The 24,243-nt window shown below is 40.5% G+C and carries 23 protein-coding genes and 4 tRNA genes; 19 read left to right on the top strand and 8 right to left on the bottom strand.

Translation table 11 applies throughout. The features are described from left to right. Positions 1–97 precede the first annotated feature (97 nt). The 5 genes from uvrC to AC1M83_RS04305 all read left to right on the top strand — a co-directional run bounded on the left by uvrC (position 98) and on the right by AC1M83_RS04305 (position 4,554). Complete coding sequence (gene uvrC / locus AC1M83_RS04325; RefSeq protein WP_481588588.1) at positions 98–1,897, top strand: excinuclease ABC subunit UvrC; 1,800 nt, start codon at positions 98–100, stop codon at positions 1,895–1,897. A 115-nt stretch (positions 1,898–2,012) separates the two neighbouring features. Continuing rightward, complete coding sequence (locus AC1M83_RS04320) at positions 2,013–2,807, top strand: thioesterase family protein (protein WP_481590109.1); 795 nt, start codon at positions 2,013–2,015, stop codon at positions 2,805–2,807. A 103-nt stretch (positions 2,808–2,910) separates the two neighbouring features. Next, positions 2,911–3,498, top strand: coding sequence for a CDP-diacylglycerol--glycerol-3-phosphate 3-phosphatidyltransferase (gene pgsA, locus AC1M83_RS04315; protein WP_035265993.1), 588 nt, complete (start codon positions 2,911–2,913; stop codon positions 3,496–3,498). Between the two features lie 55 nt (positions 3,499–3,553). After that, positions 3,554–3,922, top strand: coding sequence for a hypothetical protein (locus AC1M83_RS04310; RefSeq protein ID WP_481590108.1), 369 nt, complete (start codon positions 3,554–3,556; stop codon positions 3,920–3,922). Positions 3,923–4,020: 98 nt separating this feature from the next. Beyond that, positions 4,021–4,554, top strand: a complete 534-nt coding sequence (locus AC1M83_RS04305; protein ID WP_481590107.1) for a DUF4269 domain-containing protein — start codon at positions 4,021–4,023, stop codon at positions 4,552–4,554. A 3-nt stretch (positions 4,555–4,557) separates the two neighbouring features. Here AC1M83_RS04305 and AC1M83_RS04300 read toward each other — a convergent pair whose 3' ends face one another. Then, on the bottom strand, positions 4,558–6,360 hold the full coding sequence (locus tag AC1M83_RS04300; RefSeq protein ID WP_481588591.1) for an ABC transporter ATP-binding protein: 1,803 nt from the start codon (positions 6,358–6,360) through the stop codon (positions 4,558–4,560). Between the two features lie 135 nt (positions 6,361–6,495). On the opposite strand from AC1M83_RS04300, the gene AC1M83_RS04295 reads away from it, so the two are divergent. Continuing rightward, positions 6,496–7,179: an alpha-ketoglutarate-dependent dioxygenase AlkB family protein gene (locus AC1M83_RS04295; RefSeq protein ID WP_481590106.1), complete on the top strand. Its 684-nt coding sequence runs from the start codon at positions 6,496–6,498 to the stop codon at positions 7,177–7,179. On the opposite strand, the gene ruvX is transcribed toward AC1M83_RS04295, so the two are convergent. The 3 genes from ruvX to recN form a co-directional block, all read right to left on the bottom strand. Next, entirely contained in the window at positions 7,136–7,579 is a 444-nt protein-coding gene (gene ruvX / locus AC1M83_RS04290; protein WP_035266001.1) for a Holliday junction resolvase RuvX, read from the bottom strand. The two genes, AC1M83_RS04295 and ruvX, sit on opposite strands and share 44 nt — an antisense overlap. After that, on the bottom strand, positions 7,572–8,126 hold the full coding sequence (locus AC1M83_RS04285) for a YqgE/AlgH family protein (RefSeq protein ID WP_035266003.1): 555 nt from the start codon (positions 8,124–8,126) through the stop codon (positions 7,572–7,574). The genes ruvX and AC1M83_RS04285 overlap by 8 nt, the downstream gene beginning before the upstream one ends. Positions 8,127–8,207: 81 nt before the next feature. After that, a complete protein-coding gene (recN, locus tag AC1M83_RS04280; RefSeq protein ID WP_481590105.1) occupies positions 8,208–9,875 on the bottom strand; it encodes a DNA repair protein RecN in 1,668 nt (555 codons plus the stop codon). A 315-nt stretch (positions 9,876–10,190) separates the two neighbouring features. On the opposite strand from recN, the gene ppnP reads away from it, so the two are divergent. The 3 genes from ppnP to AC1M83_RS04265 all read left to right on the top strand — a co-directional run bounded on the left by ppnP (position 10,191) and on the right by AC1M83_RS04265 (position 12,329). Then, positions 10,191–10,514: a pyrimidine/purine nucleoside phosphorylase gene (gene ppnP, locus AC1M83_RS04275; RefSeq protein ID WP_092766653.1), complete on the top strand. Its 324-nt coding sequence runs from the start codon at positions 10,191–10,193 to the stop codon at positions 10,512–10,514. 135 nt (positions 10,515–10,649) lie between these two features. After that, entirely contained in the window at positions 10,650–11,396 is a 747-nt protein-coding gene (gene rlmB / locus AC1M83_RS04270) for a 23S rRNA (guanosine(2251)-2'-O)-methyltransferase RlmB (RefSeq protein ID WP_035266007.1), read from the top strand. 6 nt (positions 11,397–11,402) lie between these two features. Next, positions 11,403–12,329 carry a DMT family transporter gene (locus tag AC1M83_RS04265; protein ID WP_481590104.1) on the top strand — a complete coding sequence of 309 codons (927 nt, stop codon included), beginning with the start codon at positions 11,403–11,405 and terminating at the stop codon, positions 12,327–12,329. 16 nt (positions 12,330–12,345) lie between these two features. On the opposite strand, the gene coaE is transcribed toward AC1M83_RS04265, so the two are convergent. The 4 genes from coaE to pilB are packed head-to-tail and all read right to left on the bottom strand — an operon-like array spanning position 12,346 to position 16,806. Next, on the bottom strand, positions 12,346–12,948 hold the full coding sequence (coaE, locus tag AC1M83_RS04260; RefSeq protein ID WP_481590103.1) for a dephospho-CoA kinase: 603 nt from the start codon (positions 12,946–12,948) through the stop codon (positions 12,346–12,348). Positions 12,949–12,989: 41 nt separating this feature from the next. Continuing rightward, positions 12,990–13,850 (bottom strand): prepilin peptidase, encoded by an 861-nt coding sequence (locus AC1M83_RS04255; protein WP_035266012.1) that lies wholly within the window; start codon positions 13,848–13,850, stop codon positions 12,990–12,992. Next, positions 13,850–15,076, bottom strand: a complete 1,227-nt coding sequence (locus tag AC1M83_RS04250; protein WP_035266014.1) for a type II secretion system F family protein — start codon at positions 15,074–15,076, stop codon at positions 13,850–13,852. The genes AC1M83_RS04255 and AC1M83_RS04250 overlap by 1 nt, the downstream gene beginning before the upstream one ends. Before the next feature lie 20 nt (positions 15,077–15,096). After that, a complete protein-coding gene (gene pilB / locus AC1M83_RS04245; protein WP_092766658.1) occupies positions 15,097–16,806 on the bottom strand; it encodes a type IV-A pilus assembly ATPase PilB in 1,710 nt (569 codons plus the stop codon). A gap of 261 nt (positions 16,807–17,067) precedes the next feature. On the opposite strand from pilB, the gene tpiA reads away from it, so the two are divergent. From tpiA to AC1M83_RS04195, 10 genes are all read left to right on the top strand, one after another. Next, a complete protein-coding gene (gene tpiA / locus AC1M83_RS04240; RefSeq protein ID WP_481590102.1) occupies positions 17,068–17,859 on the top strand; it encodes a triose-phosphate isomerase in 792 nt (263 codons plus the stop codon). A gap of 13 nt (positions 17,860–17,872) precedes the next feature. Continuing rightward, entirely contained in the window at positions 17,873–18,202 is a 330-nt protein-coding gene (secG, locus tag AC1M83_RS04235) for a preprotein translocase subunit SecG (RefSeq protein WP_035266018.1), read from the top strand. 53 nt (positions 18,203–18,255) lie between these two features. Then, positions 18,256–18,340: transfer RNA gene (locus tag AC1M83_RS04230), tRNA-Leu, on the top strand. A 48-nt stretch (positions 18,341–18,388) separates the two neighbouring features. Then, positions 18,389–18,465, top strand: a tRNA-Met gene (locus AC1M83_RS04225). Between the two features lie 81 nt (positions 18,466–18,546). Then, positions 18,547–18,623 (top strand) — tRNA-Met (locus AC1M83_RS04220). A 91-nt stretch (positions 18,624–18,714) separates the two neighbouring features. After that, positions 18,715–18,791, top strand: a tRNA-Met gene (locus AC1M83_RS04215). A 202-nt stretch (positions 18,792–18,993) separates the two neighbouring features. After that, positions 18,994–19,518, top strand: coding sequence for a ribosome maturation factor RimP (gene rimP / locus AC1M83_RS04210; RefSeq protein WP_035266019.1), 525 nt, complete (start codon positions 18,994–18,996; stop codon positions 19,516–19,518). Positions 19,519–19,557: 39 nt separating this feature from the next. Beyond that, positions 19,558–21,042 carry a transcription termination factor NusA gene (gene nusA / locus AC1M83_RS04205; protein WP_035266021.1) on the top strand — a complete coding sequence of 495 codons (1,485 nt, stop codon included), beginning with the start codon at positions 19,558–19,560 and terminating at the stop codon, positions 21,040–21,042. A gap of 14 nt (positions 21,043–21,056) precedes the next feature. Continuing rightward, the gene (infB, locus tag AC1M83_RS04200) at positions 21,057–23,771 is read left to right on the top strand and encodes a translation initiation factor IF-2 (RefSeq protein WP_035266024.1); all 2,715 of its coding nucleotides are present in this window, start codon (positions 21,057–21,059) and stop codon (positions 23,769–23,771) included. Continuing rightward, positions 23,771–24,175 carry a ribosome-binding factor A gene (locus AC1M83_RS04195; protein WP_035266025.1) on the top strand — a complete coding sequence of 135 codons (405 nt, stop codon included), beginning with the start codon at positions 23,771–23,773 and terminating at the stop codon, positions 24,173–24,175. Before infB ends, AC1M83_RS04195 begins: the two co-directional genes overlap by 1 nt. Positions 24,176–24,243 lie beyond the last annotated feature (68 nt).

Genomic DNA, 24,243 nt, shown 5'->3' with positions numbered 1-24,243 from the left:
AAATCGTCTACCGAAATGCACTTGAAATAGAGCGCGTTACCATCACAATAAGCTCATGCTGTTGCATGAATGACTGACTCTACATTAAAGGCTGCTTGTGAACGAAAACGCACGTGAACACATTGAAAAAATCTTAGCCAATCTTACGACTTTGCCTGGTGTCTATCGCATGTTAGGTAAAGATGGAGAGTTGTTGTATGTGGGAAAAGCGAAGAATTTAAAAAATCGTGTTTCTAGCTATTTTGTTAAAACCATTGAGCATCCCAAAACACAGGCTTTAGTTGCCCGCATTCATGATATTGAAACCATGGTGGTCCGCTCAGAAACGGAAGCATTACTTCTTGAACAAAACTTAATTAAGCTTCATCGACCGCCGTATAACATCATGCTGCGAGATGATAAATCTTACGTCTATATTTTTGTGTCCAGTGATAAGCCTTATCCACGTATTGCAGCAGGTCGTGGTAAGGGGAAACATCAAGCAGGTAAATTTTTTGGACCTTATCCAAGTGCTTATAATGCACGTGATACATTGGTGGTCTTACAAAAATTATTCAATGTCCGCCAATGTGAAAATAGTTATTTTGCGCAACGTAAAAGACCGTGTTTGCAGTATCAAATTAAACGTTGCTCAGCTCCATGTGTGGGTATGGTATCACCTGAAGATTATAAAGATGATGTTGATAACTCTATTCGTTTTTTACAAGGGGACACACGTGAGCTTAATCAAGAATTAATTGCCAAAATGGAAGCGGCAGCAGAAGCTCTCGAATTTGAAAAAGCCGTTTTTTATCGTGATCGGATGGCATTATTGCGTGATGTCCAAACGCAACAAGCGATTTATAAAGTCAAAGGTGAAGCAGATATATTGGCGATCGCATACCAAGCGGGGGTAACGTGCGTTCAGATTATGCATGTGCGTAATGGCAAGATGTTGGGAGGAAAAAGTTATTTCCCAGATATGTTGGGCGATGATTTGGGACAAATGCTGGCAGATTTTATCGCGAACTTTTATTTCCAAGTTGCCGATGAGATTCCAACAGAATTAATCGTCAACGTGGAGCTGCCAGACAAGAAAGACATAGAAGAGGCACTACAACAAAATTTTGGCAAAAAAATTCTGATTAAATCAAAAGTTCGAGAAACCCGTGCAGAATGGCTCGAGCTTGCGACCATGAATGTACAGCATGCCATTAAAGGACAACTTGCTAACCATTATGAATTGAATGAACGTTTTCATCAGTTAGAAGAGGTGGTCGGACGTCCAATTGATCGTATCGAATGTTTTGATATATCCCATACGATGGGCGAAGCAACGATCGCTTCTTGTGTTGTCTTTGATAGTGGAGGGGCTCGCAAGCGCGATTACCGTCAGTTTGCTATCGAAGATATCACTGGCGGTGATGATTATGCTGCCATGCGTCAGGCTTTGACACGACGGTATAAGAAGGCGATGCTGCCAGATTTGCTTCTCATCGATGGTGGTAAAGGGCAATTACATATGGCAATGCAGGTCATGCAAGATCTTGGATTGGATGCATTCATGGTGGGGGTTTCAAAAGGGGAAGGACGTAAGCCTGGTTTGGAAACCTTACATTTCACTGATGGCACAAAGATTCAACTGCCTGAAGACCATAAAGCGCTACATTTAATTCAACAGGTTCGTGATGAGGCGCATCGATTTGCCATTACTAAACATCGTGCCAAGCGCGATAAACGTCGTGGGCAGTCAGTTTTAGAAGCCATTCCAGGGCTAGGACCAAAACGCCGCCGTGATTTATTAACACATTTTGGTGGGATTCAAGGGGTATTAAAAGCCTCTGAAAAGGATCTGAATTTAGTCCCAGGTTTTGGTGCAAATCTCGCTCGGACTGTGTACAAAATCTTGCATGAGTAATCATGCATATCAATTTGCCAAAATGATCATTGACCTGCGAGTCATTGATCATTTACCTCAATCTGAAAATTCAGCATGCTAGCGCGATAAGAAATTTAAAATAAAAGGGTTGCGCATGTCATTTGGACAGGTATTTCAAGAAATTGATCAACAAGAATGGGTGGAGATCCCTGAGGGTTGGTTGCAAGGTCGTACCATTTTTGGTGGTTTAACCACGGCGATGATGCTACACAAAGCAACACAAATGATTCATGACCCTCAAAAAAGATTATTGAGCACCAGTGTGGTATTTGTGGGTCCTGTTCAGGAAAAGCCAGTCAAAGTGACAGTGGAAATTTTAAGGCAAGGTAAATCTGTGACTAATATTGAGGCTCGGATTTGGCAGGATGATGCTGTACAGGGAATTCTGCTGGCAAGTTTTGGTTCAGACCGTGAATCAGTCGTGAATATGGATCAAACTCGCTCAGCACCACAGTATGATTCACCTGAAAGTTTAGTTAAGTTGCCTTATCATCCTCTTATGCCGCAATGCTATCAGAACTATGATCTGATTTGGGCTGAAGGGAAATACCCTTGTACGGCTGCTGAAAAGCCAGATTTTGGCGGGTGGTTTCGATATGCAGAATCTAAATTTGAAGCAGGTCCGCTGAGCATGCCTGAATTTATAGCAATGTTAGATATTTGGCCTGCAGGAATTTTTCCTATATTAAAAAAACCAGCACCGGGCAGTTCAATTTCTTGGTATGTGACGCTGGTAGAGCCTATTCTAGCTGACCGACGAGATTGGTTTAAATATAAAGTATTTACAGATCATTCTGCGCATGGTTATTCTACTGAATATGCCCATATTTGGGACCATAATGACCGTCTCGTTGCAATTTGTAGACAGACTGTCGCGATTTTTGCCTAGTCGACAGCGGGTAGTGAATCGTTTAAAGTAAGCGGATTAAAGAATCAAAGCTCAAGTTTTTATTGCAAATTTTAGCTGTAATTGGGGCAAACTGGCGGTGTCTATGTCTACAGGTCGCATCCTGAATATACCAAATATCTTGACGCTAGCACGTATTGCGTTAATACCTGTTTTTTTAATTATTGCCTATTGGCCTCCTGCGATTGGTGTGGGTGGGCATGAAGGGGGTATGACGCGTCATATCATTCTGACTGCAATTTTTGTGATTGCTGCTGTCACAGATTGGTTTGATGGTTACTTAGCAAGAACATTGAATCAGACTTCTGCATTCGGACGTTTTTTAGATCCTGTTGCGGATAAATTAATGGTCGCAGCAGCATTGATTGTTTTGGTGCAATGGCAACCTACAATTTCGATGGCTTTTGCTGCGATTGTGATTATTTCACGCGAGATTACCGTTTCTGCTTTACGTGAGTGGATGGCTGAGCTCGGTGCACGTACCAATGTAGCTGTATCAACGGTTGGCAAATATAAAACAGCTTTTCAGATGATTGCTATTTCCGTGTTCTTACTCAATTGGAAACCACTTGAATTAGTAGCATATGGTTTATTGTATACCGCTGTAATTTTAACACTGTGGTCCATGTTTATTTATTTAAGAGCGGCATGGCCATATCTAAAACAACCCTAATGTATTTAAAGCGCCAAAAGGCGCTTTTTTATTGTCTTGAGAAAGTGATTTAAAAATGAGAATTAAATTTGCTATTGGTTTAAGTATCTTGTTGAGTTCAAGCATTTATGCGGATGATTTATCACGGGCACAAGAATATTTGCATAATGATGGGATCGCGTATTGTCTATCTCATTCTGAGATTTATGCAGCTGAAGCAAATATTGCGAGAGGTGGATATTTTCAACTCGGTGAGCATAGCCATGAGGCGGCAAAACAAGTGCAAAATTATATTGATCAAGCGCTCAAAGAAGCGTTAGGCAGCTATCAATATTCAAAAGAGAAAGCATACCTTATGCGTTGTTTGGAAATCTCTTATTCAACGCAGTATCGAAATTATATTAAAACTGTTTATGCGTTAGATGTTATCGAAAATCAAAAATAACCTTAATTGCTTAAGCTTTTCTGCTGAGGGTTAAAGTAATTCATATTGGGAGATTCAACCGCTTTAAAGTTGAATCATCTTAGAGATTAAAAATAACAATGAAAAAAATACACTTTCAAAAAGTCATTGATGACTTAAACCTTTTGGAAATACTCAAGCGGTATCAAGTTACAGTGGTCGGTACGCCACCTTTAGGAATTGCAATAGCACAAAGTGATATCGACCTCATTTGTAGTTATCCGATTGAGCAAGAGAATCATTTGATTGAAACACTAAAATTATTTCAAACCTATAAGGCATGGTGCATTGAGCGAAGTTATTTTGAACGTGATACTTGGATTTGCCGATTCGAATATTGTGCTTGGTCAATTGAGATATTTTGTTCTACAACACCAATTCATCAGCAGGCGGGATTCCAGCACTTCTACGTTGAACATAGATTATTAGATTTGGCAAATGACCAATTTAAACAGGAAATCATTCGCCTTAAGCAAAAAGATATAAAAACTGAACCTGCATTTGCACAAATATTAGCGCTCGATGGTGATCCTTACACGAAGTTAAGTCAGCTCTATGAAGCAGATGACTGTGTGTTGATTCAACTGCTTCAATGCCAAGGTTACCTAGATTAAACTTTAACTATGGGTTTCCTCATCCCCATCGTCTTCAAAAGTTTTTGCAATTTTTTCGATATTCAAACTTTTAGCCATCGCATCAAAAATTTGTTTATATACACCGTCTTGATGGTAAAGAGCATCATGTTCTCCATGCTCGGCAATTTCGCCTTCTTTCATGACATAGGTGTAATCCGCATCAATAATTTGCGACAGGCTGTGCGAGATAATAATGACAGTACGTCCTTGTTTAATCTCATCAAGGCTTTGTTTAATTTGTTCCGAAGCAATGGCATCCAAACTCGCTGTCGGTTCATCTAAAAAGATAATCGGTGGATTTTTCAAGAACATACGAGCAATCGCAATACGCTGTTGTTGTCCTCCAGAGAGTTGCAATGCATCGGAATGATAGCCATCTGGAAGTTGTAAAATTTGCTCATGAATGGAGGCTTTTTTAGCAGCAATGATCACGTCTTCTTCAGTAGCATCTGTTTTACCATAGCGAATATTTTCAAGAATAGTCCCTTGGAAAATATGATTTTTTTGTAGGACTAATCCAATATGATCTCTCAAATATTGTGTATCAATTTGATTGAGATCGATGCCATCGAGTTCGATACACCCCTGATTAGGTTCATAAAATTTATCTAAAAGACTGATTAAGGTTGATTTTCCCGCACCTGATAAGCCAACTAATGCAGTAATTTTATTGGGTCGAATCTCCATATTGATATTCTTTAGTGCGTGATGACCGTTTGGATAAAAGAATTCAACATTTTTCAGCGTAAATTTTCCTTGAATTTGCGGTTTGAGTTGACCTGTAGGTTCAATTTGATCATCTGCTTCTAAAATTTTAAAGAAGCTTTCTGAATAGATCATGGCATCATTCACTTCATCATATATACGATGTAAGGAGCGAATTGGCGCGGATACATTGTTGAACAAGAGCACATGAAACATGATCATACCGATGCTCATCTGACCATCAAGCACAAAATACGCAGTTAGGATGATGATTAAAACAATACCTATTTGTTCAATAAAGGTTTTTAACCCATCAAATAAAAAGCTGACCTGACGGGTTTGCATTTGATTATCTGTGAGTTCTTTTTGTAGTTTGAGTTGTTTGGTCGATTCTATTGACTCGCGGTTGAAAGATTTGATAACCGTAATTGAATTAATAATTCCGAGGATACCTTGGCTTTTCTTTTCTCGACCATCACGTAAATTTCGACGCCAGCCTCCGAGTTTTTGTGCTTGTTTATAAGTTAACCAGAAGTAGATTGGAACGATAGTGGTCGCCACTAAGCCAACATAAAAGTTGGCGTAGTACATTAATCCTAAAGCCACGATTGCACTGGTAAATAACGGCAAAATGTCGATAAAGAATATTTGAACTAGACGAGTCAGAGAGCCAATACCACGATCGATTCGTGTTTGTAATTTGCCCGCCTGATTATTCTCTTCGTTGAAAAAAGCTAATCTATAGGTCAGAAATTTTTCAATGATGCCTTGTGCTAGATCTTGTGAAATAAAAATTCTAAGTTTTTCACCATAAAACTTTTGTCCGAATTGGACAAAAGCATTAATTACTTCTTTACCCAATAATATCGCTGTAATGGTAATCAGGATATTCCAGCCTTCAGCTAAGCCAAAACCATTCTCAACCAGCGCATTAATTTCATCAACTGCATACTGCAAAGTGAGTGCATTCACTTGAGCTGTGAAAGAGCCGATGAGCGTAAGAAAGAGAGTGGCAATCACTAAAAAGCGATAAGGTCGAACGAAAGGTTTAAGTTTTAGAAAAAGTTGCCATAAATTCATAAGCGATTGTTTTTATTGTCTAGATTTATGCCAGTCTAAGCTTGATTGTCCAGTGTCACAAGCGTTCACAATGTTTCAATTTGTCAGTTGAAATATTCAGCTAATATACGGTTATATTTTCATGGCAAATTGGTTATGAACTTCGAGCTGTTTGCACCCGAACCCAATTCAAATCTCCTACCTTGTGATGGGATTGTAGAAGATTACGGCCTTATACTTACTCATGCTGAATCACAGGATTATTTCGATTATTTTTCAGAAGCTTTGGCTTGGAAACAGGATGAAGTGATTTTATACGGCCAATATTTTAAGACGGGTCGTAAAGTCGTATGGTATGGTGACCAAAACTATCAATATCACTATTCAGGAATGGATAAACAAGCACAGATTTGGGATTTGAAATTATTAGTACTCAAGCAAAAAATTGAACTTATAACAGGAGTTCAATTTAATTCTTGTTTGGCCAATTTGTATGAAGATGGAACTCAAGGTGTAGGATGGCATAGTGATGATGAAGCTGCATTAAGAGATCCTGAACATGGCGAGACCGTCATTGCCTCACTGAGTCTCGGTGCAACACGAAAATTTAGATTTAAACATCGTGATAAAACTCATACTGCGGAAATGTATCTACAATCAGGACAGTTGATTGTAATGAAAGGTCAAACACAGCGTTTTTGGAAACACACTTTAGCGAAATCAACCAAAGTATTAGAGCCTAGAATCAATTTAACCTTTCGCTATTTTTATCCTAGATTAAATGGCAAGTATTCTATTAAGGTTGAATACCTTGAGGATTACGATACCAACTTTCAATAAATAGAGCGGCTGCCAAGCTGTCTGCGGACAACTTTTTTCCACGCCCTTGCGCCTGATAATGATCGAGTTCATCACGCGCTTCGCGAGTTGTTAATCGCTCATCCACCATCCATGTTTCTATATTGGTTTGGTGTCTTAAACGACGGGCAAATTTACGTGCTCGTGTTGATAGTTCCGATTCGCTATCATCCATATTCAGTGGTAGCCCGACTAAAAACAGATTTGGAGAATGCTGTTTTACAATTTTGAGTAGATCATCCCAATTGGGAATGCCATCTTTCATCGGTAAAAGTGAAAGTGGCGTAGCACTTTCAATAATGGACGATCCTACAGCCATTCCTGTTTTTTGTGTGCCAAAGTCAAAGGCCATAATGAGTTGAGCGGTAGTTGAATCAGGCATGTCCAATCTCAGATGAAAGCCATGTACGATCGACCCCCATTTTTCTATAGGCAGCGTCCCAGCGATCGTCATAGGGTAAGTTAAAAATCAAATCCATATCAGAGTCACAAATGAGCCAGTCACCTCGAGCGATTTCTTGCTCCAACTGGTTTTTACTCCAACTGGCATAGCCTAAAGCAATTTGATAGCGACCAACACCTTCATTGTGTGCGATTGCATCAAGAATATCCTTTGAGGTTGTTAAACAGAGATTTTCACCTACAGCGATGGACGCATGCCAAGTAGGTTGACCCGTATGAAGTACAAAACCTGCTTCTGGTCGTAAAGGACCACCTTGTAAGACATCATGTGGGTGGACATGATCTGCCACGATATCAAGATCTGTTAAGAGTTCTTTAACCTGAATCCCAGCTGGACGATTGATCATAATTCCCTGCGCACCTTCATGATCATGACGCGCGATATAGACCACACTATTTGCGAAGAAATCATCTGCTAAATCAGGTGGGGCAATCAGGCAACGGTGCGTTAGAAATTGTTTACTCACCTAATGGCTTCTCCTATGTTTGAGTATCACTTTACTTCAACATACTAGACTTATGGGTTTTCAACAATCCTTTTAAAATAATCAAGATGTGCTGGTCTGAAACTTTAATTGTCTTAATTGTTTTGCATGTTGAAGGGTGGTCTCGCTAATTTCGACACCACCAGTCATACGAGCAAGCTCTAATATCCGTTGATCTTCATCAAGCTCAACGATAGTGCTGCTAGCAGGGTCTGTTTGCAGTTTTTTCACTAACAAATGTTGGTCCGATTGCGCTGCAACTTGGGCTTGATGTGTAATACATAGAATTTGAACATGTTGACCTAATCCAGCCAATAAGCGACCGACAATCTCAGCTGTTCCACCACTGATACCCACATCAATTTCATCAAAAACGAGTACTTCAGCTTCGGTTTTTTCTGCATTCATGACTTGCATGACCAATGCAATACGTGACAATTCACCACCAGAGGCAACCTTCGCAAGCGGTTGAGGTGGAATCCCTTTGTTTGCTGTGAACAATAATTGAATAAAACTAAACCCTTCAGATGAAGGCTGCTCCAGAGGATCGAAACGGAATTCAAAATGAGCTTCTGGTAAAGCCAGTTGTTTGACTTGTTCTGTCAAGAGTTTGGCTAAGGGCTCTGCTGCTTTACGACGAATATCATCTAGATATTGAGCTTTCTCTATAAACTGTTGATGTGAAATTTCAACTTGTTCAGCCAAAGTCTCTGGATCTTCAAGCTGATGTAATTGTTCTAGCTCTGCCTGCCAATGTTCGTATTCTGATTTTAAATCTTCGGGCTGTACTCGATATTTGCGCGCTAAACGATGGAATATTTCCAGTTGTGTGTTTAATTCTTCCATTCGTTCAGGATCAAAACTCTGACGGTCAATGAATTGTTTTAAATTCGCACTGGCATCATCGAGTTCACTTTGCGCATTTAATAATGAGTTATAAATTTCAGAGAGTAAATCACTACGACCTGCATGAGATTCAAGCTTGCGAATAATACTTGAAATTTCCTGAGTGATATTTTGATCAGACTCATCTAAAACGTTGATTGCATAACTACAATCTTGCATGATGTGTTCATGATGACTTAAGCGATCGAACTCTTGTTCAATTTCTTTATAGTCAAGTCGAACCACTTCTTCTAATTCTTCTAATTGAAGATTAAGTGTCTCAATGCGTTGAAGGCGGGTGGTCTGTGCATCAAGCGCAACTTGATGCTGTCGGATATTTTTTTGCCATGCGTTATAACTGTCTTTGACAGCAAGCGTATGTTGACCAAAGTTGCTGTAACGATCTAACCAATGTTTTGGATAGGGCGGTTCTAACAATTGTTGCTGACTATGTTGGCTGTAAAGTTGGACTAAGAGTCTGCCAATTTCCTTTAATTCTGACAGACTACTTGGACGTCCATTGATCCAAGCTTTACTACGACCTGTAGCAAAGATTACCCGTCTTAGGTGAATTTCACCCGATTCATCTGCCAGCTCATGAGTGCTTAACCATTCAGCTTCAGGACTTTGATCTTGATAACTAAATACGGCTGTAACATCAGCCTTATCTGAACCATAACGAACGTAATTCGTATCAGTACGCTCGCCTAAACACGCTGATAATGCATCGAGTAATAAAGATTTACCTGCACCAGTTTCACCCGTAAGAACATTGAAACCTTGATCAATATCAATGGCTAAGTTATCGGCTAAAGCAAAGTTGATCAGATTAAGGTGTGTCAGCATAAACGCATCCGAGCTGCGAAAGTGTGGATTCTAAGATAGAGAAATTTTGTTTTAGTCTCAAGTCACGATATTTGAATATGAGAACTTTTAATTTGCATTTTAACTGAAATTAGGTTGATTACTAGTGACTGAATATATTCTTTTACCTGTGTACAAAGATATATAGAAGAAATCAAAAAAATCTTTAAATTTCATCAATAGGGAACAAAAGTTGCTTATAAAAACCATTGCAAAACACTGATTGATTAGTTGCTCGAGCGCAATTAAACTACGGCAATTAAAATTTATAAAATGCGCATTATTTGGAGAATACGCATGTCATCACAATTTGATCATGTATCTGTTGTAAAAAAATCAAATGTTTATTTTGGCGGGACGTGTATTAGCCACACTGTTCAATTTGAAGACGGTACGAAAAAAACACTTGGGGTTATTCTACCGACGGAACAACCGCTTACTTTTGAAACACATGTACCAGAGCGTATGGAAATTATTTCTGGTGAATGTCGTGTCACAATTGCAGACAATGAAGAACATGAGCTTTTCCGTGCAGGGCAGTCGTTTTACGTGCCTGGTGAGAGCCGTTTCAAAATCGAAACAGATGACGTATTAGACTACGTTTGTCATTTCGAAGGTTAATTACCCAAAAAAATTTGACCAACATTCAATGGTCAAATCGGTTAAACTATTCGCTATATAAAATCCTGTAAAGTTGGCTTTGCGGGATTTTTCTTTTCTATATTATTGTATTGTCTTAGTGAGTTGAGGTCGTTCATGGCTAAACCCGAATATTATTATGGCGTTCATTCTGTGGAGTCATTGTTGGAGTTAGAACCTGAACGCGTTTTGACTCTATTTGCACTAAAAGGTCGTGAAGATCAACGTTTAAAACGTATTTTTGAGTTGGCTGAACCTTTCGGAATTAGTATTCAAAAAGCGAGCCGAGACAGCCTTGAAAAACTGGCTGGACAACCTTTTCATCAAGGTGTCGTTGCTGCAGTTCGTCCTCATCCAACGCTGAATGAAAATGATCTTGAGCAATTAATCAAAAGTACAGACAATGTTTTTTTACTGGCGCTTGACCAAGTGACGGACCCGCATAATTTGGGTGCGTGTATTCGAACTGCGGCAGCCATGGGCGTACACGCGGTTGTTGTTCCTCGTGATCGTTCTGCGAGCTTAACACCAACGGCTCGTAAGGTTGCTGCTGGTGGTGCAGAGAAAGTTAAATTTATCCAAGTGACGAATTTGGCTCGTACTTTAGCTAAAATCAAAGATGATTTTAATGTTCGAGTGATTGGCACGATGTTAGATGAGCATGCTCTACCTATTCACGAATGTGATTTGACTGGTCCTGTCGCAGTGATTATGGGTGCTGAAGATACTGGTTTAAGACCGATTACTCAGGCGCAATGCGATCACAAAGTTTATATTCCAATGAGTGGCAATTTACAAAGTTTGAATGTGAGTGTGGCGACAGGCATGGCACTTTACGAAGCGTGTAGACAACGTCAAGCCTAATTAGAGATGGCACTTTCAGATCGAGCCCAAGGCTATTTTTTTCTTATTACTACCATGTGCATCTGGGGGGGATTTACCCTCACTGCACGATTAAATGCGCTATGGCATATCAATACGTGGGACATTGTGGCACTGCGTTTTTCACTGGCTTTTTTGATCTTAATGCCGATTTTACTTTATCGTAGAGAAGCCTCTTTTTTACTTAAAAAAGAACCATTTATCTTGGCAATGATTGGTGGTGTGATCTATTGTTTGTTGGCTTATAGCGCATTTCACTATGCACCGACTGCGCATGCTGCAATTTTTCTCAATGGTTGTATTCCTATTTGTACTGCCATCGTGGCTTTTATATTGATGAAGCAGGCTTTTGATCGTCATACATGGGCAAGTTTGATCATTATGATCACCGTGCTCGGTATTATGAGTCTCCTGATGTATCGTGAATCTGGCATTCCTTTTGGTGCTGGTGATGGATTATTCTTCTTGAGCGCCATTTTTTGGGCAATATTTACCGTATTACTGCGTAAATTCCAACTGAGTGCATGGCAGGCGATGTGTGGGGTTGCCATCTGGTCAGCCGTGATTTATGTACCCATTTACGTGTTATTTTTACCCAAAGATCTTAGTACTCCTGAGCCTCAGCATTTAATGTTTCAAACAATATTTCATGGCATATTTGTGGTCATTATTGCAACTTTAACTTATGTGGAAGCGATTAAAAGACTCGGGGCTTTTAAAGCAGGGAGCATTACCAATTTAGCACCTTTTTTAGCTGCAATTTTGGCAGTGCCTTTGTTAAATGAACCTTTAAGTATTGCGATGTTATTTGGGTTGTTGGGTATGGCGATAGGCGCATTACAACCATGGCAATGGCTGGGTCGCCAAGATGCACTAAGCCAAAAACTTGAGCAACAAAAAAAGCAGTCTTCTTAGACTGCTTTTTTTAAATCTAAGCTTGTTGTGCAAGACCAAGATAATATTGGTGTTTTACTGCGAGTTGTTGATAGAGATGATCAAGTTCACCATCATTTATAACAACATCGTCTGCACGTTTTAATTTTTCTTCACGAGACATTTGCGCACTCATTATCTTTTTAATTTGCTCAATGTCTTGATGATCACGTTGCGAAGCACGCAAGATTTGTAATTCTGTTGATGCATCGATCAGTAAAGTACGTTGAGTAAGTTGGTGTTGATTGGTTTCAAACAAGAGTGGGGAAACTAAAATGGCATAAGGACTGGTCGCCCGTTGTAGTTGTTCAATAATCGATAGGCGAATTGCGGGATGCGTAATATTTTCTAATATCTTTCTAGCTTCAGGATGTTTAAAAATATGGTCTCTTAACGCTCTGCGGTCGAGTGCGCCATCTTCCAATAGCACCCAATCCCCAAAATGATCTTTAATTTTTTGTAGTGCAGGTTTTCCAATTTCAACCACTTCACGTGCTACGATATCTGCATCAACAACAGTAATACCTTGTGTTTCAAACCACTGACTTGCAGCAGTTTTTCCACTTCCAATACCACCTGTTAAGCCCAAAATAAAGCGCATGTAAAAAACCTTGTAATTATCATAATGGGGCTTATTTTAGCTTAACCGCCTAAATAAACCTTCATAATTTCGTTACCCCATAAGAATGCAATCCATCCAGCAATCGCAATATAAGGTCCAAAAGCAAAGGGCTGATTTTCTTTTTTGACTTTCATCAAAATGATGCCGATGATTGCACCGACTAAGGATGAAAGTAGGACAATGAGCGGTAATAAAAATGGACCCATCCATGCACCAAGCGCGGCCAGTAATTTGAAGTCGCCATATCCCATTCCTTCTTTGCCTGTCACGATTTTAAATAGATAGTACACCACCCATAAACAGAGGAAACCAATCAAATAACCCCAAATGGCGGAGGTAGGTGAGGTGTAGAGTGCATAGCTATTTACCGCTAAACCAAGTGCAGCCAAGGGGAGAGTATATCGATCGGGTAAAAGTTGTGTATCGAAGTCGATGAATGTGAGTGCGATCAGTGTCCACGTTAAAATTAAGCCAAAAAGCATTTGTAGGCTTGGACCAAATACCGCGACGACCACTAATGAGCAAACAGCAGTCAAAACTTCTACCAGTGGATAACGAATGCCAATCGGATTTTCACATTCACCACATTTTCCACGTAAAAATAACCAACTTATCACGGGGATATTTTGATACCAACGAATAGGTGTTTTACATTTCGGGCAGGTCGATGCAGGTTTACTTAGCGTGAGCTTATCTTCATCAATTATGGCTTGGTCGGGATGTAAAAACATCTGACAGTCTTGACGCCATTCTTGCTCCATCATTTTAGGTGTGCGGTAAATGACAACATTTAAAAAACTGCCGACACATAAGCTGATGATTCCTACAGTTAAATAGAGTGCTGTAGGCGATTGAATTAAATACGCAATTATTTCGTTCATTACACCACAGAACCCATTTGGAAGATTGGAAGATACATTGCGATGACTAAGCCGCCGACCAAGACACCTAGAATGGCCATAATCAAAGGCTCCATCATGGAGGTTAAGCCATCGACAGCATTGTCGACTTCACTTTCATAATGGGTTGCAACCTTATCTAGCATAGCATCGAGTGAACCCGATTCTTCACCAATCGCTACCATTTGCACAGCCATAGATGGGAATAAATTGGTCGAGCGCATAGCGAAATGAAGTTGTTGACCAGTCGCAACGTCGTCACGAATACGCATAACTGCTTGCTCATATACCACGTTATTCGTTGCGCCAGCTGTTGATTGGAGTGCATCGATTAAAGGGACGCCGGCAGCAAATGTGGTTGAAAGTGTACGGCTATAACGTGCGATAATTGCTTTATAAACCAAATCACCAAAAATAGGCAGCCTTAAAGCCGTGCGATCTAATGCATCCGCAAATTTTTGACTACGTTTTTTGGCTTCAATAAAGCCGATAATGGTCAGCGCGATACCAATAATTAAAATAAACCAATATTTTTGCACCCACTCAGACATTGCCACTACGAGTTGCGTGAACGCAGGTAAGTCTGCGCCAAATGAGCTAAACATCTCAGAGAAGACAGGAACCACTTTGACCATCAAAATAATGGTCACAATAATTGCAACCACAATGACAGCAATTGGATACTTCATCGCTTTTTTAATTTTTTGTTTGAGAACTTCACTTTTTTCTTTATAAATCGCAACTCGATCGAGCATGGTTTCAAGCGCACCTGATTGCTCACCTGATTCTACCAATGAGCAGAATAACTGATCAAAATGCTGAGGATATTTGCGTAGTGCACCTGCAAAAGTATTACCACCTTCGACCTCAGTTTTAATACCCAAAACCACTTCACGCATTGCAGGATTATCTAAGCCTTCTGCAACAATTTCAAAGCTTTGAACAAGTGGTACACCTGCTTTCATCATGGTGGCAAGCTGACGCGTAAAGATGGTGATGTCCAAAGTAGACACTTTCTTCTTCATTAAGCCTTCAAGAATATTCTTGCGCTTCTCGCGGATACTACGCACCGTAATGCCTTGTTTGCGGAGCATGACTTTTGCAAGTTGAATATTACGCGCAGGCATTTCACCTTTAACTTTGGTTCCCTTGCGATCCACGCCGTCATATACAAACGTTGGCATCATCTGTGCTTTTTTCACCGCCATAATGATTTCCTTATTTTTAATTATTCACTGGTCACTCGATTCACTTCTTGTAAAGAAGTAAGTCCGTTCATGACCTTAATTAATCCTGAACGTCGAAGATTCTTAAACCCCAGTCTTTCAGATGCAGCTGCAATCTCTAATGCATTGCCATCATCCATAATAATCTTCGAAATTTCAGGTGTCACTTTCATGACTTCATAAATACCGACACGTCCTTTATAACCATCACGGCACTCAGGACAACCGACAGGTTGATAAATTTTAAAATCTGGATCTGCTAAATCCTGTTCTGTGAATCCCATTTCTAACAAACTTGGTTTAGGAATATCAGCAGGTACTTTACAGTGTACACACAGTCGTCTAGCAAGTCGTTGAGCAATGACGAGATTCACCGAAGTTGCAATATTAAAAGAGGGAACCCCCATATTGCGCAACCGGGTTAAGGTTTCAGGAGCACTATTGGTATGAAGTGTAGACATCACCATGTGGCCTGTTTGTGCTGCCTTAATTGCAATTTCAGCTGTTTCGAGATCTCGAATCTCCCCGACCATAATAATATCAGGATCTTGACGCAGGAATGATTTCAATGCGACTGAGAAGCTTAAGCCCACTTTATAGTTGACGTTGACCTGATTAATGCCTTCTAAGTTAATTTCTACGGGATCTTCTGCTGTAGAGATGTTGGCATTTTCAGTATTTAAAATATTCAATCCTGTATAAAGCGATACTGTTTTACCAGAACCTGTTGGACCCGTAATCAGTAACATGCCTTGAGGCTTCTCAAGTGCCTCAAGGAATAAAGCTTTCTGATCTTCTTCATAACCTAATGCATCAATACCGAGCATTGCACTAGACGGATCCAAAATACGTAATACGATTTTTTCGCCAAATAGGGTTGGTAATGAGTTAACACGAAAATCAATCGCTTTAGTACGAGATAATTTAAGCTTAATACGGCCATCTTGCGGAATACGCTTTTCTGAAATATCCATTTGAGACATAACTTTCAAGCGTGAAGCTAATCGATTCGCGAGTTGCAATGGTGGATTTGCAATAGTTCTTAAAACACCATCAACGCGGTATCGAACTCGGTACGTTTTTTCATAAGGTTCGAAGTGTAAATCTGATGCACCCATGCGAATGGCGTCAACCAAAAGCTTGTTGATGTACTTAACAATCGGGGAATCATCACCTGAAGGACCATCATCGTTATTATTTTGCGGTGTATCGTTCTCGACCACGTTAACGTCAAGATCTTCATCACCGAAATTGAAATTCTCATTTTCAGAAAAATGCTTTTCGATCAGTTTTTCAAGTTTATTATGTTCTACAGTAATAGGAACGACGTTTAATTTACTATTAAATCGAATTGCTTCCAATGCTTCGATATCTGTAGGATCACTCGTCGCTACAAATAAAGATATACCTCTTTGATACAAAGGTAAGATTACATGTTTTGTAACAAGATTTTCTGCAACGATATCTTTAGGTAGTAACTCAACATTATATGCATCTAAATCGAACAATGGCTCCCCAAACTCTTGAGCAACCATTTCAGCAATCGTATTTGCTCGTATTTTGAGATGTTCAACGAGGTAAGGTACTAATTTTTGATGAGATTTTTTTGAATTAATAATAGCATTTTGCATTTGCTGGGAGGTCAAAATGCCTTCATCAACCAAACGACGACTTAACCCAGAAAATTTTGGCCCACTTTGATCTAAAGTCATCCCCAATACGCCTTAAATTCATTTTATAATTCGAATATTAAAATTATACGGTTATAAGTAGAAAATTCTATACTTAAAATCATTAATATTATCCGAAAACTATGAAAAAATTGAATTTTTTCACTTATTCTGTTGGATATTGTGTCTTATGTTGTCTTTTTTTAAAGAATTCTAGGTGCTGAATCTGTATCCATTGAATTTTTACGTTAATTTTTTAAAATCCGTGTAGAATGTGCGCATTTTTGATAGAAGGTTAGATCTATGTCGGGTTCGACAATTACTCCGTGGGTTGTAGGCAATTGGAAAATGAACCCAATGCAGGCTAACACGCAACAGCTTTTAGCTGATTTGAAACAACAGCTTGAGCAAGCTTCAATCGCTCATGAAGTTTGTAAAATTGGTGTTGCGCCAACTTTATTGGCTTTACTCCAAGTAAAAAATGAACTTGCAACAGATGCTCATGAAGTGTTTGTGGTTGCTCAAGATGTATCGCGTATTGCGGGTACTGGTGCATTTACAGGTGAAGTCAGTGCAGATCTTTTAAAGGATAGCCAAGTCGATTATGTATTAATTGGACATTCTGAGCGTCGTGAAATATTTAATGACACGCCTGCGATTCTTAATGAAAAAATAAAAAATGCTTTAGCTGCTAACTTACATATCATCTATTGTGTGGGTGAAAGCCTTGAACAGCGTGAAAGTGGGCAAGCTGAGCGAGTGGTGTTACAACAAATTTGTGACATTGCAGGTGTTGTGAATCCAGAGCAATGGGTGCATATTACCGTCGCCTACGAGCCAATTTGGGCAATTGGAACTGGTAAAACAGCTTCCCCGGATGATGCACAAGCAATGCATGCTAAAATTCGTGAAGGATTGAGTCAAATTACACCTGAAGGTCAAAACATAGCAATTCTTTATGGTGGTAGTGTAAAGCCTGAGAATGCTGTTGAATTGGCAGCATGCCCAGATATTAATGGTGCCCTCGTAGGCGGTGCATCACTTAATGCAGAATCATTTGTTCAAATTGCGCAAGCATTTGCCCAATCAAAATAATTAGGAGTTCATCATGCAATCTTTTGTACTGGTGCTACACATCATTTTAGCGTTATTGATGATTATTTTAATTCTAGTACAGCATGGTAAAGGTGCAGATGCAGGTGCGTCTTTTGGCGGTGGCGGTGCAGCGACTGTATTCGGCGCTTCTGGTTCTGGTAACTTCTTAACTCGTTTAACCGGGATACTTACTGCTTTATTCTTTATCACAAGTATTAGCTTGGCTTACTTTGCGAAGCAGCAAACGACAGATGCTTATGGTTTGAAAACGATTAACACAACTGAGCAAGTTGATCAAAAATCGCCTGAAACTTCATCAACTGCACCAAAACCAGCTGAATAATTGAATATTTCGCTTTCAATTTTTCATTGAAACCACTAGAATGCGTCACAGCTGCGGTGGTGGTGGAATTGGTAGACACGCTACCTTGAGGTGGTAGTGCTTTCGGGCGTGGGGGTTCAAGTCCCCCCTTCCGCACCAACTTATATTCCAGAAGTTTAAGTTGGTGTTTGCAGCAAAATCTGTTGATGCGGGATGGAGCAGTCTGGTAGCTCGTCGGGCTCATAACCCGAAGGTCGTTGGTTCAAATCCAGCTCCCGCTACCACTCAATCCTATAATTAAGATGCAAACTTAAGATAGGCAACTTAAACAAGGTTTGAGTTGAGATATACTTTTTGCACGTTGATGCGGGATGGAGCAGTCTGGTAGCTCGTCGGGCTCATAACCCGAAGGTCGTTGGTTCAAATCCAGCTCCCGCTACCACTTTTGATTAAGGTGCAACTTAATCAAGTCTAATTAGAAAATTTTTCTGATTGAAAAATGATTCAAATTTAGATATAATTTTGCACGTTGATGCGGGATGGAGCAGTCTGGTAGCTCGTCGGGCTCATAACCCGAAGGTCGTTGGTTCAAATCCAGCTCCCGCTACCAAGTTTCTAAAGAGGCTCACAACTAGGTGGGCCTTTTTGCACAGTGGGCATTGCTTTTCTGTGCAATAATGGGGGCGAATGCGCCCTTTTTTGTTATCTATCGTGTAGTGTGGACATCAATTGGTCAAATAATCATGCTATCACTATAGTTAGTCTGTGTCGGTCTGTTGGCCGATTGAATCGCACATAAATGACGAGAGTAAATGAAGTTATCAAATAAAACCCAAGCATTGTATGAACTGATCGCACCCGCTGTTGAGGCGTGCGATGTTGAACTATGGGGTTTAGAATTTACACCTCAGGGTAAGCGTTCGCTAGTACGTATCTACATTGACAAGCCTGAAGATCCAAACAAAGAACCTGTTATTTCCGAAGACGGTGAAATTGATCTTGGTCGTGGTGTGGGTGTGCAAGATTGTGTACGTGTTACCCAACAAGTTGGTGCAATCCTCGATGTTCATGATCCAATTTCTGGTGAATATGCATTAGAAGTTTCATCACCAGGTTGGGATCGCACTTTCTTTAAACTTGAACAGATGCAAGCATATATTGGTCAACAAGTTGCTTTACGTTTGATTTCTGCAGTGGATAACCGCCGTAAATTCCAAGCGAAACTGGTTGCTGTAGATGTAGAAAATGAAATGATCCAAGTTGAAGTTGAAAAGCAACAAGTGCTCGAGATCGATAGTCACAATATCGATAAGGCCAACTTGATCTACCAAGACTAAATTAATCTTAACTAAAAGAATTTGAATAGTAGGTGACTTATGGGCCGTGAAATTCTTACCGTTGCTGAGACGGTTAGTAATGAAAAAGGTGTTAGTCGTGAAGCGATTTTCGAAGCGCTCGAGCAAGCTCTAGTTGCTGCAACGAAGAAAAAATTCTACGAAGGCACAAATTCTGAAGAAGCACAGTTGCGCGTTGAAATCGATCGTAAGACTGGTGAATACCGTACTTTCCGTCAATGGACTGTAGTAGCAGATGAAGATCATGAAATGCCTGCATGCCAAGACGCGATTTCTGATGTAGACCCAGCGAAATGGTCAATCGGTGATGTGCGTGAGCTTGAAGTAGAATCAATTGAATTTGGTCGTATTGCAGCTCAAATCGCGAAGCAAGTTATTGTTCAGAAAATTCGTGAAGCTGAACGCGCGCTTATTGCAGATGCATATGAATCTAAAGTTGGTGAGTTAATTTACGGTGAAGTAAAGAAACAAACTAAAGATGGTTTCATTATTGACCTCGGTGAGAATGCGGAAGCATATCTTGCACGCGAAGAAATGATCGCAAAAGAAATTTTACGTCCTAAACAACGTGTAAATGCGATTTTATTTAACGTAAACCGTGAAGGTCGTGGTGCGCAGCTACAACTTTCTCGTGCTAAGCCAGAAATGTTAATGGCATTGATGAAAAAAGAAATTCCAGAAATTTCTGAAGAAATCATCGAAATTAAAGCTGCTGCACGTCAACCGGGTGTTCGTGCTAAAATTGCAGTGAAAACGAACGATCATCGTATTGATCCAGTTGGTGCATGTATTGGTATGCGTGGAACACGTATCCAAGCTGTACAGCAAGAATTGAACGGTGAGCGTATTGATGTTGTAGTTTGGTCAGATGATCCAGCTCAATATATCGCAAGTGCTTTAGAGCCAGCAGATGTATCGGGTATTGTGATTGATGAAGAAGAACGCACAGCAGATATTATTTTTGCTACAAGCGATCAATTGGCGCGTGCAATTGGTTCTCAAGGTCAAAACGTACGTTTAGCCTCTGAGTTAACTGGTTACAAGCTCAATATGATGCTTGAAGAAGAGTACCGTGCTCGTCAACAAAATGAAGCACAGCAATATCTCGATATGTTTGTAGGTCGTCTTGATATTGAAGAAGACCTTGCGATGGCATTGGTAGAAATGGGCTTTACTTCACTTGAAGAGATTGCTTACGTTCCAGCTGAAACATTTGATGAAATCGAATTAGATGCAGAAACGGTTGAGCTTTTACAAAGCCGTGCGAAAGAAGTTGCATTAGCAGATGCACTGAAAGAGCAAGAAAATATTCAAGAACCGAGCGAAGAGCTTCTAGCGATGGAAGGAATGAGTTCAGAGCTTGCTTATGCATTAGCGGCTCGCGGTGTAATCACAGTAGATGATTTAGCAGATCAGGCAACTGATGATATCTCTGATATCGAAGGTTTAGGTGCTGAGAAAGCAGGTCAATTGATCATGAAAGCACGTGAATCATGGTTTAATTAACGAGGAGGTCATACATGACGGATAAGTCAATTAAAGAGTTAGCAGTCAGCGTAGGTCTTCCAGTTGAAAAACTATTAGATCAGGTGCGAGATGCTGGGTTGCCTCAATCTAAGGCAGAAGACACAATCTCAGTAGAACAGCAAGACCGTTTAGTCGCTCATTTGAAAAAAGCGCATGGGCAAGACAGCGGCAGCGCAGGAAAAATCACGTTGAAACGTAAAACTACGAGTACTGCAAAAGTAGCAAGTACATCAGGTAAAGCTAAAACTATTAACGTAGAAGTTCGTAAGAAGCATACGTTCACTAAGCCAGATCCTGAACAAATTAAAGCTGAAGCATTGGCAAAAGCAAAAGCTGAAACTGAAGCAAAAGCACAGCAAAAAGTTGAAGTTAAACCAGCTCAAGCTGAAGAGAAGGCGCAACCTGCAGTAAGTAAAGCGAAAGCGAACTTAGATGCAATGCGTGCTGCAGCGAAACAATCGAGTGAGAAGCAAGAAGTTGCTAAAGCTGCGGTTGTGGTTAAGCGCAAGTCAACAAATAAACCGATTGTTAAACAAGCAACTAAGCCAACTGAAACTGCAGAACAGAAAAAAGCACGTGAAGCTGAAGCTGCTAAATTAAAAGCAGTCGAAGAAGCAGCACGTCGTAAAGCAGCTGAAGAAGCACAACAACGTACGCTTGAACAAATGCGTCAGATGGCTTCTAAGTACTCTAATGAAGATGCAACTGCAACGATTCGTGTGGTCGATGATTCTCCATTGGCTGCTGGTCTTGTTGGTCAAGCATACGAAGATTCATTCGCGAAAGAAGACCGTGACATTAAGCGTGGTAATAACACACCAGGTGCACGTTCTCCTAAGAAAGGTGGTCGTCGCGGTCAAGAAGAGCAATCTTTCCGTGACAACTCTCATAAACGTGGTTTGAAATCAAGCCAAGCTAATAAACATGGTTTCGAGAAGCCAGTTAAAAAGCAAGTTTATGATGTTGAAATCGGTGCAACTATTGTTGTTGCTGACCTTGCTGCAAAAATGGCGATTAAGGTTCGTGAAGTAATTAAAACACTCATGAAAATGGGTGAGCTTGTCACTCAAAACCAATCAATTGACCAAGATACAGCAGTTCTAGTGGTTGAAGAAATGGGTCATAACCCAGTTCTAGTATCAGATACTCAAGCGGAAGATAACTTGCTTGAAGCGGCTGAAGAAGCACGTGGTGCACAAACAACGCGTCCACCAGTGGTTACTATCATGGGTCACGTTGACCATGGTAAGACATCGCTTCTTGATCGTATTCGTCGTGCGAAAGTAGCGCAAGGTGAAGCGGGCGGTATTACACAGCATATCGGTGCTTATCACGTTACAACGGATAAAGGTATTATCACTTTCTTAGATACTCCGGGACACGCAGCATTTACTGCGATGCGTTCACGTGGTGCGAAAGCAACTGATATCGTTGTATTGGTGGTCGCAGCTGATGATGGTGTTATGCCACAAACAGCGGAAGCGATTGACCATGCTCGTGCAGCAGGTACGCCAATCATTGTTGCAATCAACAAGATGGATAAAGAATCTGCTGATCCAGATCGCGTATTGAATGAATTGACAACTAAAGAAATCGTGCCTGAGCAATGGGGTGGTGATGTCCCTGTCGCGATGGTTTCTGCGCACACGGGTGCAGGTATTGATGAACTTCTTGACTTGATCTTGATTCAATCTGAACTTCTAGAGCTTAAAGCTTCTGAAGAAGGTGCGGCACAAGGTGTTGTAATCGAAGCACGTGTTGATAAAGGCCGTGGTGCGGTTACTTCGATTCTTGTTCAAAATGGTACATTAAAAGTAGGTGACCTCGTTCTTGCAGGCGCATCTTACGGTCGTGTACGTGCGATGACTGATGAAAATGGTCAACGTATTAAATCTGCAGGTCCATCGATTCCAGTTGAGATCTTAGGTCTTCCAGAAGCGCCAATGGCGGGTGATGAAGTTCTTGTTGTTAACGATGAGAAGAAAGCTCGTGAAGTGGCTGATGCACGTATGGATCGTGAGCGTCAGAAACGTTTAGAGCGTCAATCTGCAATGCGTCTTGAAAACTTAATGGCTTCAATGGGCAAAAAAGATGTGCCGATTGTGAATGTAGTTCTGAAGACAGATGTTCGCGGTACATTGGAAGCGCTTCATGTTGCATTGGCTGAACTTTCAACTGATGAAGTGAAAGTGCGTGTCATTGGTTCAGGTGTTGGTGCGATTACTGAGTCTGATGTCACACTTGCAGAATCTTCAGAAGCATTCTTATTAGGCTTTAACGTTCGTGCAGACAATACAGCGCGCCAAAAAGCTGACGCAGATGGTATCGACATCCGTTACTACTCAATCATTTACCAATTGATTGATGATGTGAAAGATGCCATGAGTGGTAAGCTTGCACCAGAACACCGTGAAACGATTCTTGGTGTGGCTGAAGTACGTGAAGTATTCCACTCAAGTAAATTTGGTGCGGCAGCAGGTTGTATGGTTCTTGAGGGCTTATTACACCGTAATAAACCAATTCGTGTCTTACGTGATGACGTGGTTGTGTTCCAAGGTGAACTTGAATCACTTCGCCGTTATAAAGAAGTGGTTGAAGAAGTTCGTGCTGGTATGGAATGTGGTCTTGCAGTCAAAGGCTATAAAGACATCAAAGTGCTCGATAAAATCGAAGTCTATGATGTTCAATTAATTAAACGGAGTCTTTAATGGCGGGTAGTCAACGTCTTAAGCGTATGGCGGACACGGTTCAGCGTGAATTGTCTGAACTTATCCGTCAGGAGCTGAAAGATCCACGCTTAGGTGGTCTTGTGACCATCTCAGCGGTGAAAGTGAGCCCAGATTTAGGCTATGCTGAAGTTTATGTTACTGTCATGGGGCGTGAACTTGGTGATGAACAAAGTGAAGCAGCAAATAAAGATACTCTAGATGTTTTAAACAAAGCATCAGGTTTTCTGCGTCATGAGCTGAGTCGTCGTATTAAGACACGTATCACACCTCGTTTACGTTTTCATTATGATAAAACTAATGCATACGGAAACTACATGTTTGGTCTAATTGCTGAAGCTGTGAAGGACTTACCTCCAGCTGACGATAAAAAAGACGAAGAGTAATTTCAAACAAAAAGCCACCTTAGGGTGGCTTTTTTTATCTTAATGTTTTTATATAAATTAAAGCCATA

The organism is Acinetobacter sp. 25-47-130 (assembly GCF_056779705.1).
Note: the sequence above shows the minus strand (reverse complement) of the source record. Positions and strands in the feature narration are given on the sequence as shown.

Coding starts and splice junctions, on each gene's coding strand:
- AC1M83_RS04320 (WP_481590109.1), top strand. CDS start 2,013: ATGTCATTTGGACAGGTATTTCAAGAAATTGATCAACAAGAATGGGTG.
- pgsA (WP_035265993.1), top strand. CDS start 2,911: ATGTCTACAGGTCGCATCCTGAATATACCAAATATCTTGACGCTAGCA.
- AC1M83_RS04310 (WP_481590108.1), top strand. CDS start 3,554: ATGAGAATTAAATTTGCTATTGGTTTAAGTATCTTGTTGAGTTCAAGC.
- AC1M83_RS04305 (WP_481590107.1), top strand. CDS start 4,021: ATGAAAAAAATACACTTTCAAAAAGTCATTGATGACTTAAACCTTTTG.
- AC1M83_RS04300 (WP_481588591.1), bottom strand. CDS start 6,360: ATGAATTTATGGCAACTTTTTCTAAAACTTAAACCTTTCGTTCGACCT.
- AC1M83_RS04295 (WP_481590106.1), top strand. CDS start 6,496: ATGAACTTCGAGCTGTTTGCACCCGAACCCAATTCAAATCTCCTACCT.
- ruvX (WP_035266001.1), bottom strand. CDS start 7,579: ATGCCTGATTCAACTACCGCTCAACTCATTATGGCCTTTGACTTTGGC.
- recN (WP_481590105.1), bottom strand. CDS start 9,875: ATGCTGACACACCTTAATCTGATCAACTTTGCTTTAGCCGATAACTTA.
- ppnP (WP_092766653.1), top strand. CDS start 10,191: ATGTCATCACAATTTGATCATGTATCTGTTGTAAAAAAATCAAATGTT.
- rlmB (WP_035266007.1), top strand. CDS start 10,650: ATGGCTAAACCCGAATATTATTATGGCGTTCATTCTGTGGAGTCATTG.
- AC1M83_RS04265 (WP_481590104.1), top strand. CDS start 11,403: ATGGCACTTTCAGATCGAGCCCAAGGCTATTTTTTTCTTATTACTACC.
- coaE (WP_481590103.1), bottom strand. CDS start 12,948: ATGCGCTTTATTTTGGGCTTAACAGGTGGTATTGGAAGTGGAAAAACT.
- AC1M83_RS04255 (WP_035266012.1), bottom strand. CDS start 13,850: ATGAACGAAATAATTGCGTATTTAATTCAATCGCCTACAGCACTCTAT.
- AC1M83_RS04250 (WP_035266014.1), bottom strand. CDS start 15,076: ATGGCGGTGAAAAAAGCACAGATGATGCCAACGTTTGTATATGACGGC.
- pilB (WP_092766658.1), bottom strand. CDS start 16,806: ATGACTTTAGATCAAAGTGGGCCAAAATTTTCTGGGTTAAGTCGTCGT.
- tpiA (WP_481590102.1), top strand. CDS start 17,068: ATGTCGGGTTCGACAATTACTCCGTGGGTTGTAGGCAATTGGAAAATG.
- secG (WP_035266018.1), top strand. CDS start 17,873: ATGCAATCTTTTGTACTGGTGCTACACATCATTTTAGCGTTATTGATG.
- rimP (WP_035266019.1), top strand. CDS start 18,994: ATGAAGTTATCAAATAAAACCCAAGCATTGTATGAACTGATCGCACCC.
- nusA (WP_035266021.1), top strand. CDS start 19,558: ATGGGCCGTGAAATTCTTACCGTTGCTGAGACGGTTAGTAATGAAAAA.
- infB (WP_035266024.1), top strand. CDS start 21,057: ATGACGGATAAGTCAATTAAAGAGTTAGCAGTCAGCGTAGGTCTTCCA.
- AC1M83_RS04195 (WP_035266025.1), top strand. CDS start 23,771: ATGGCGGGTAGTCAACGTCTTAAGCGTATGGCGGACACGGTTCAGCGT.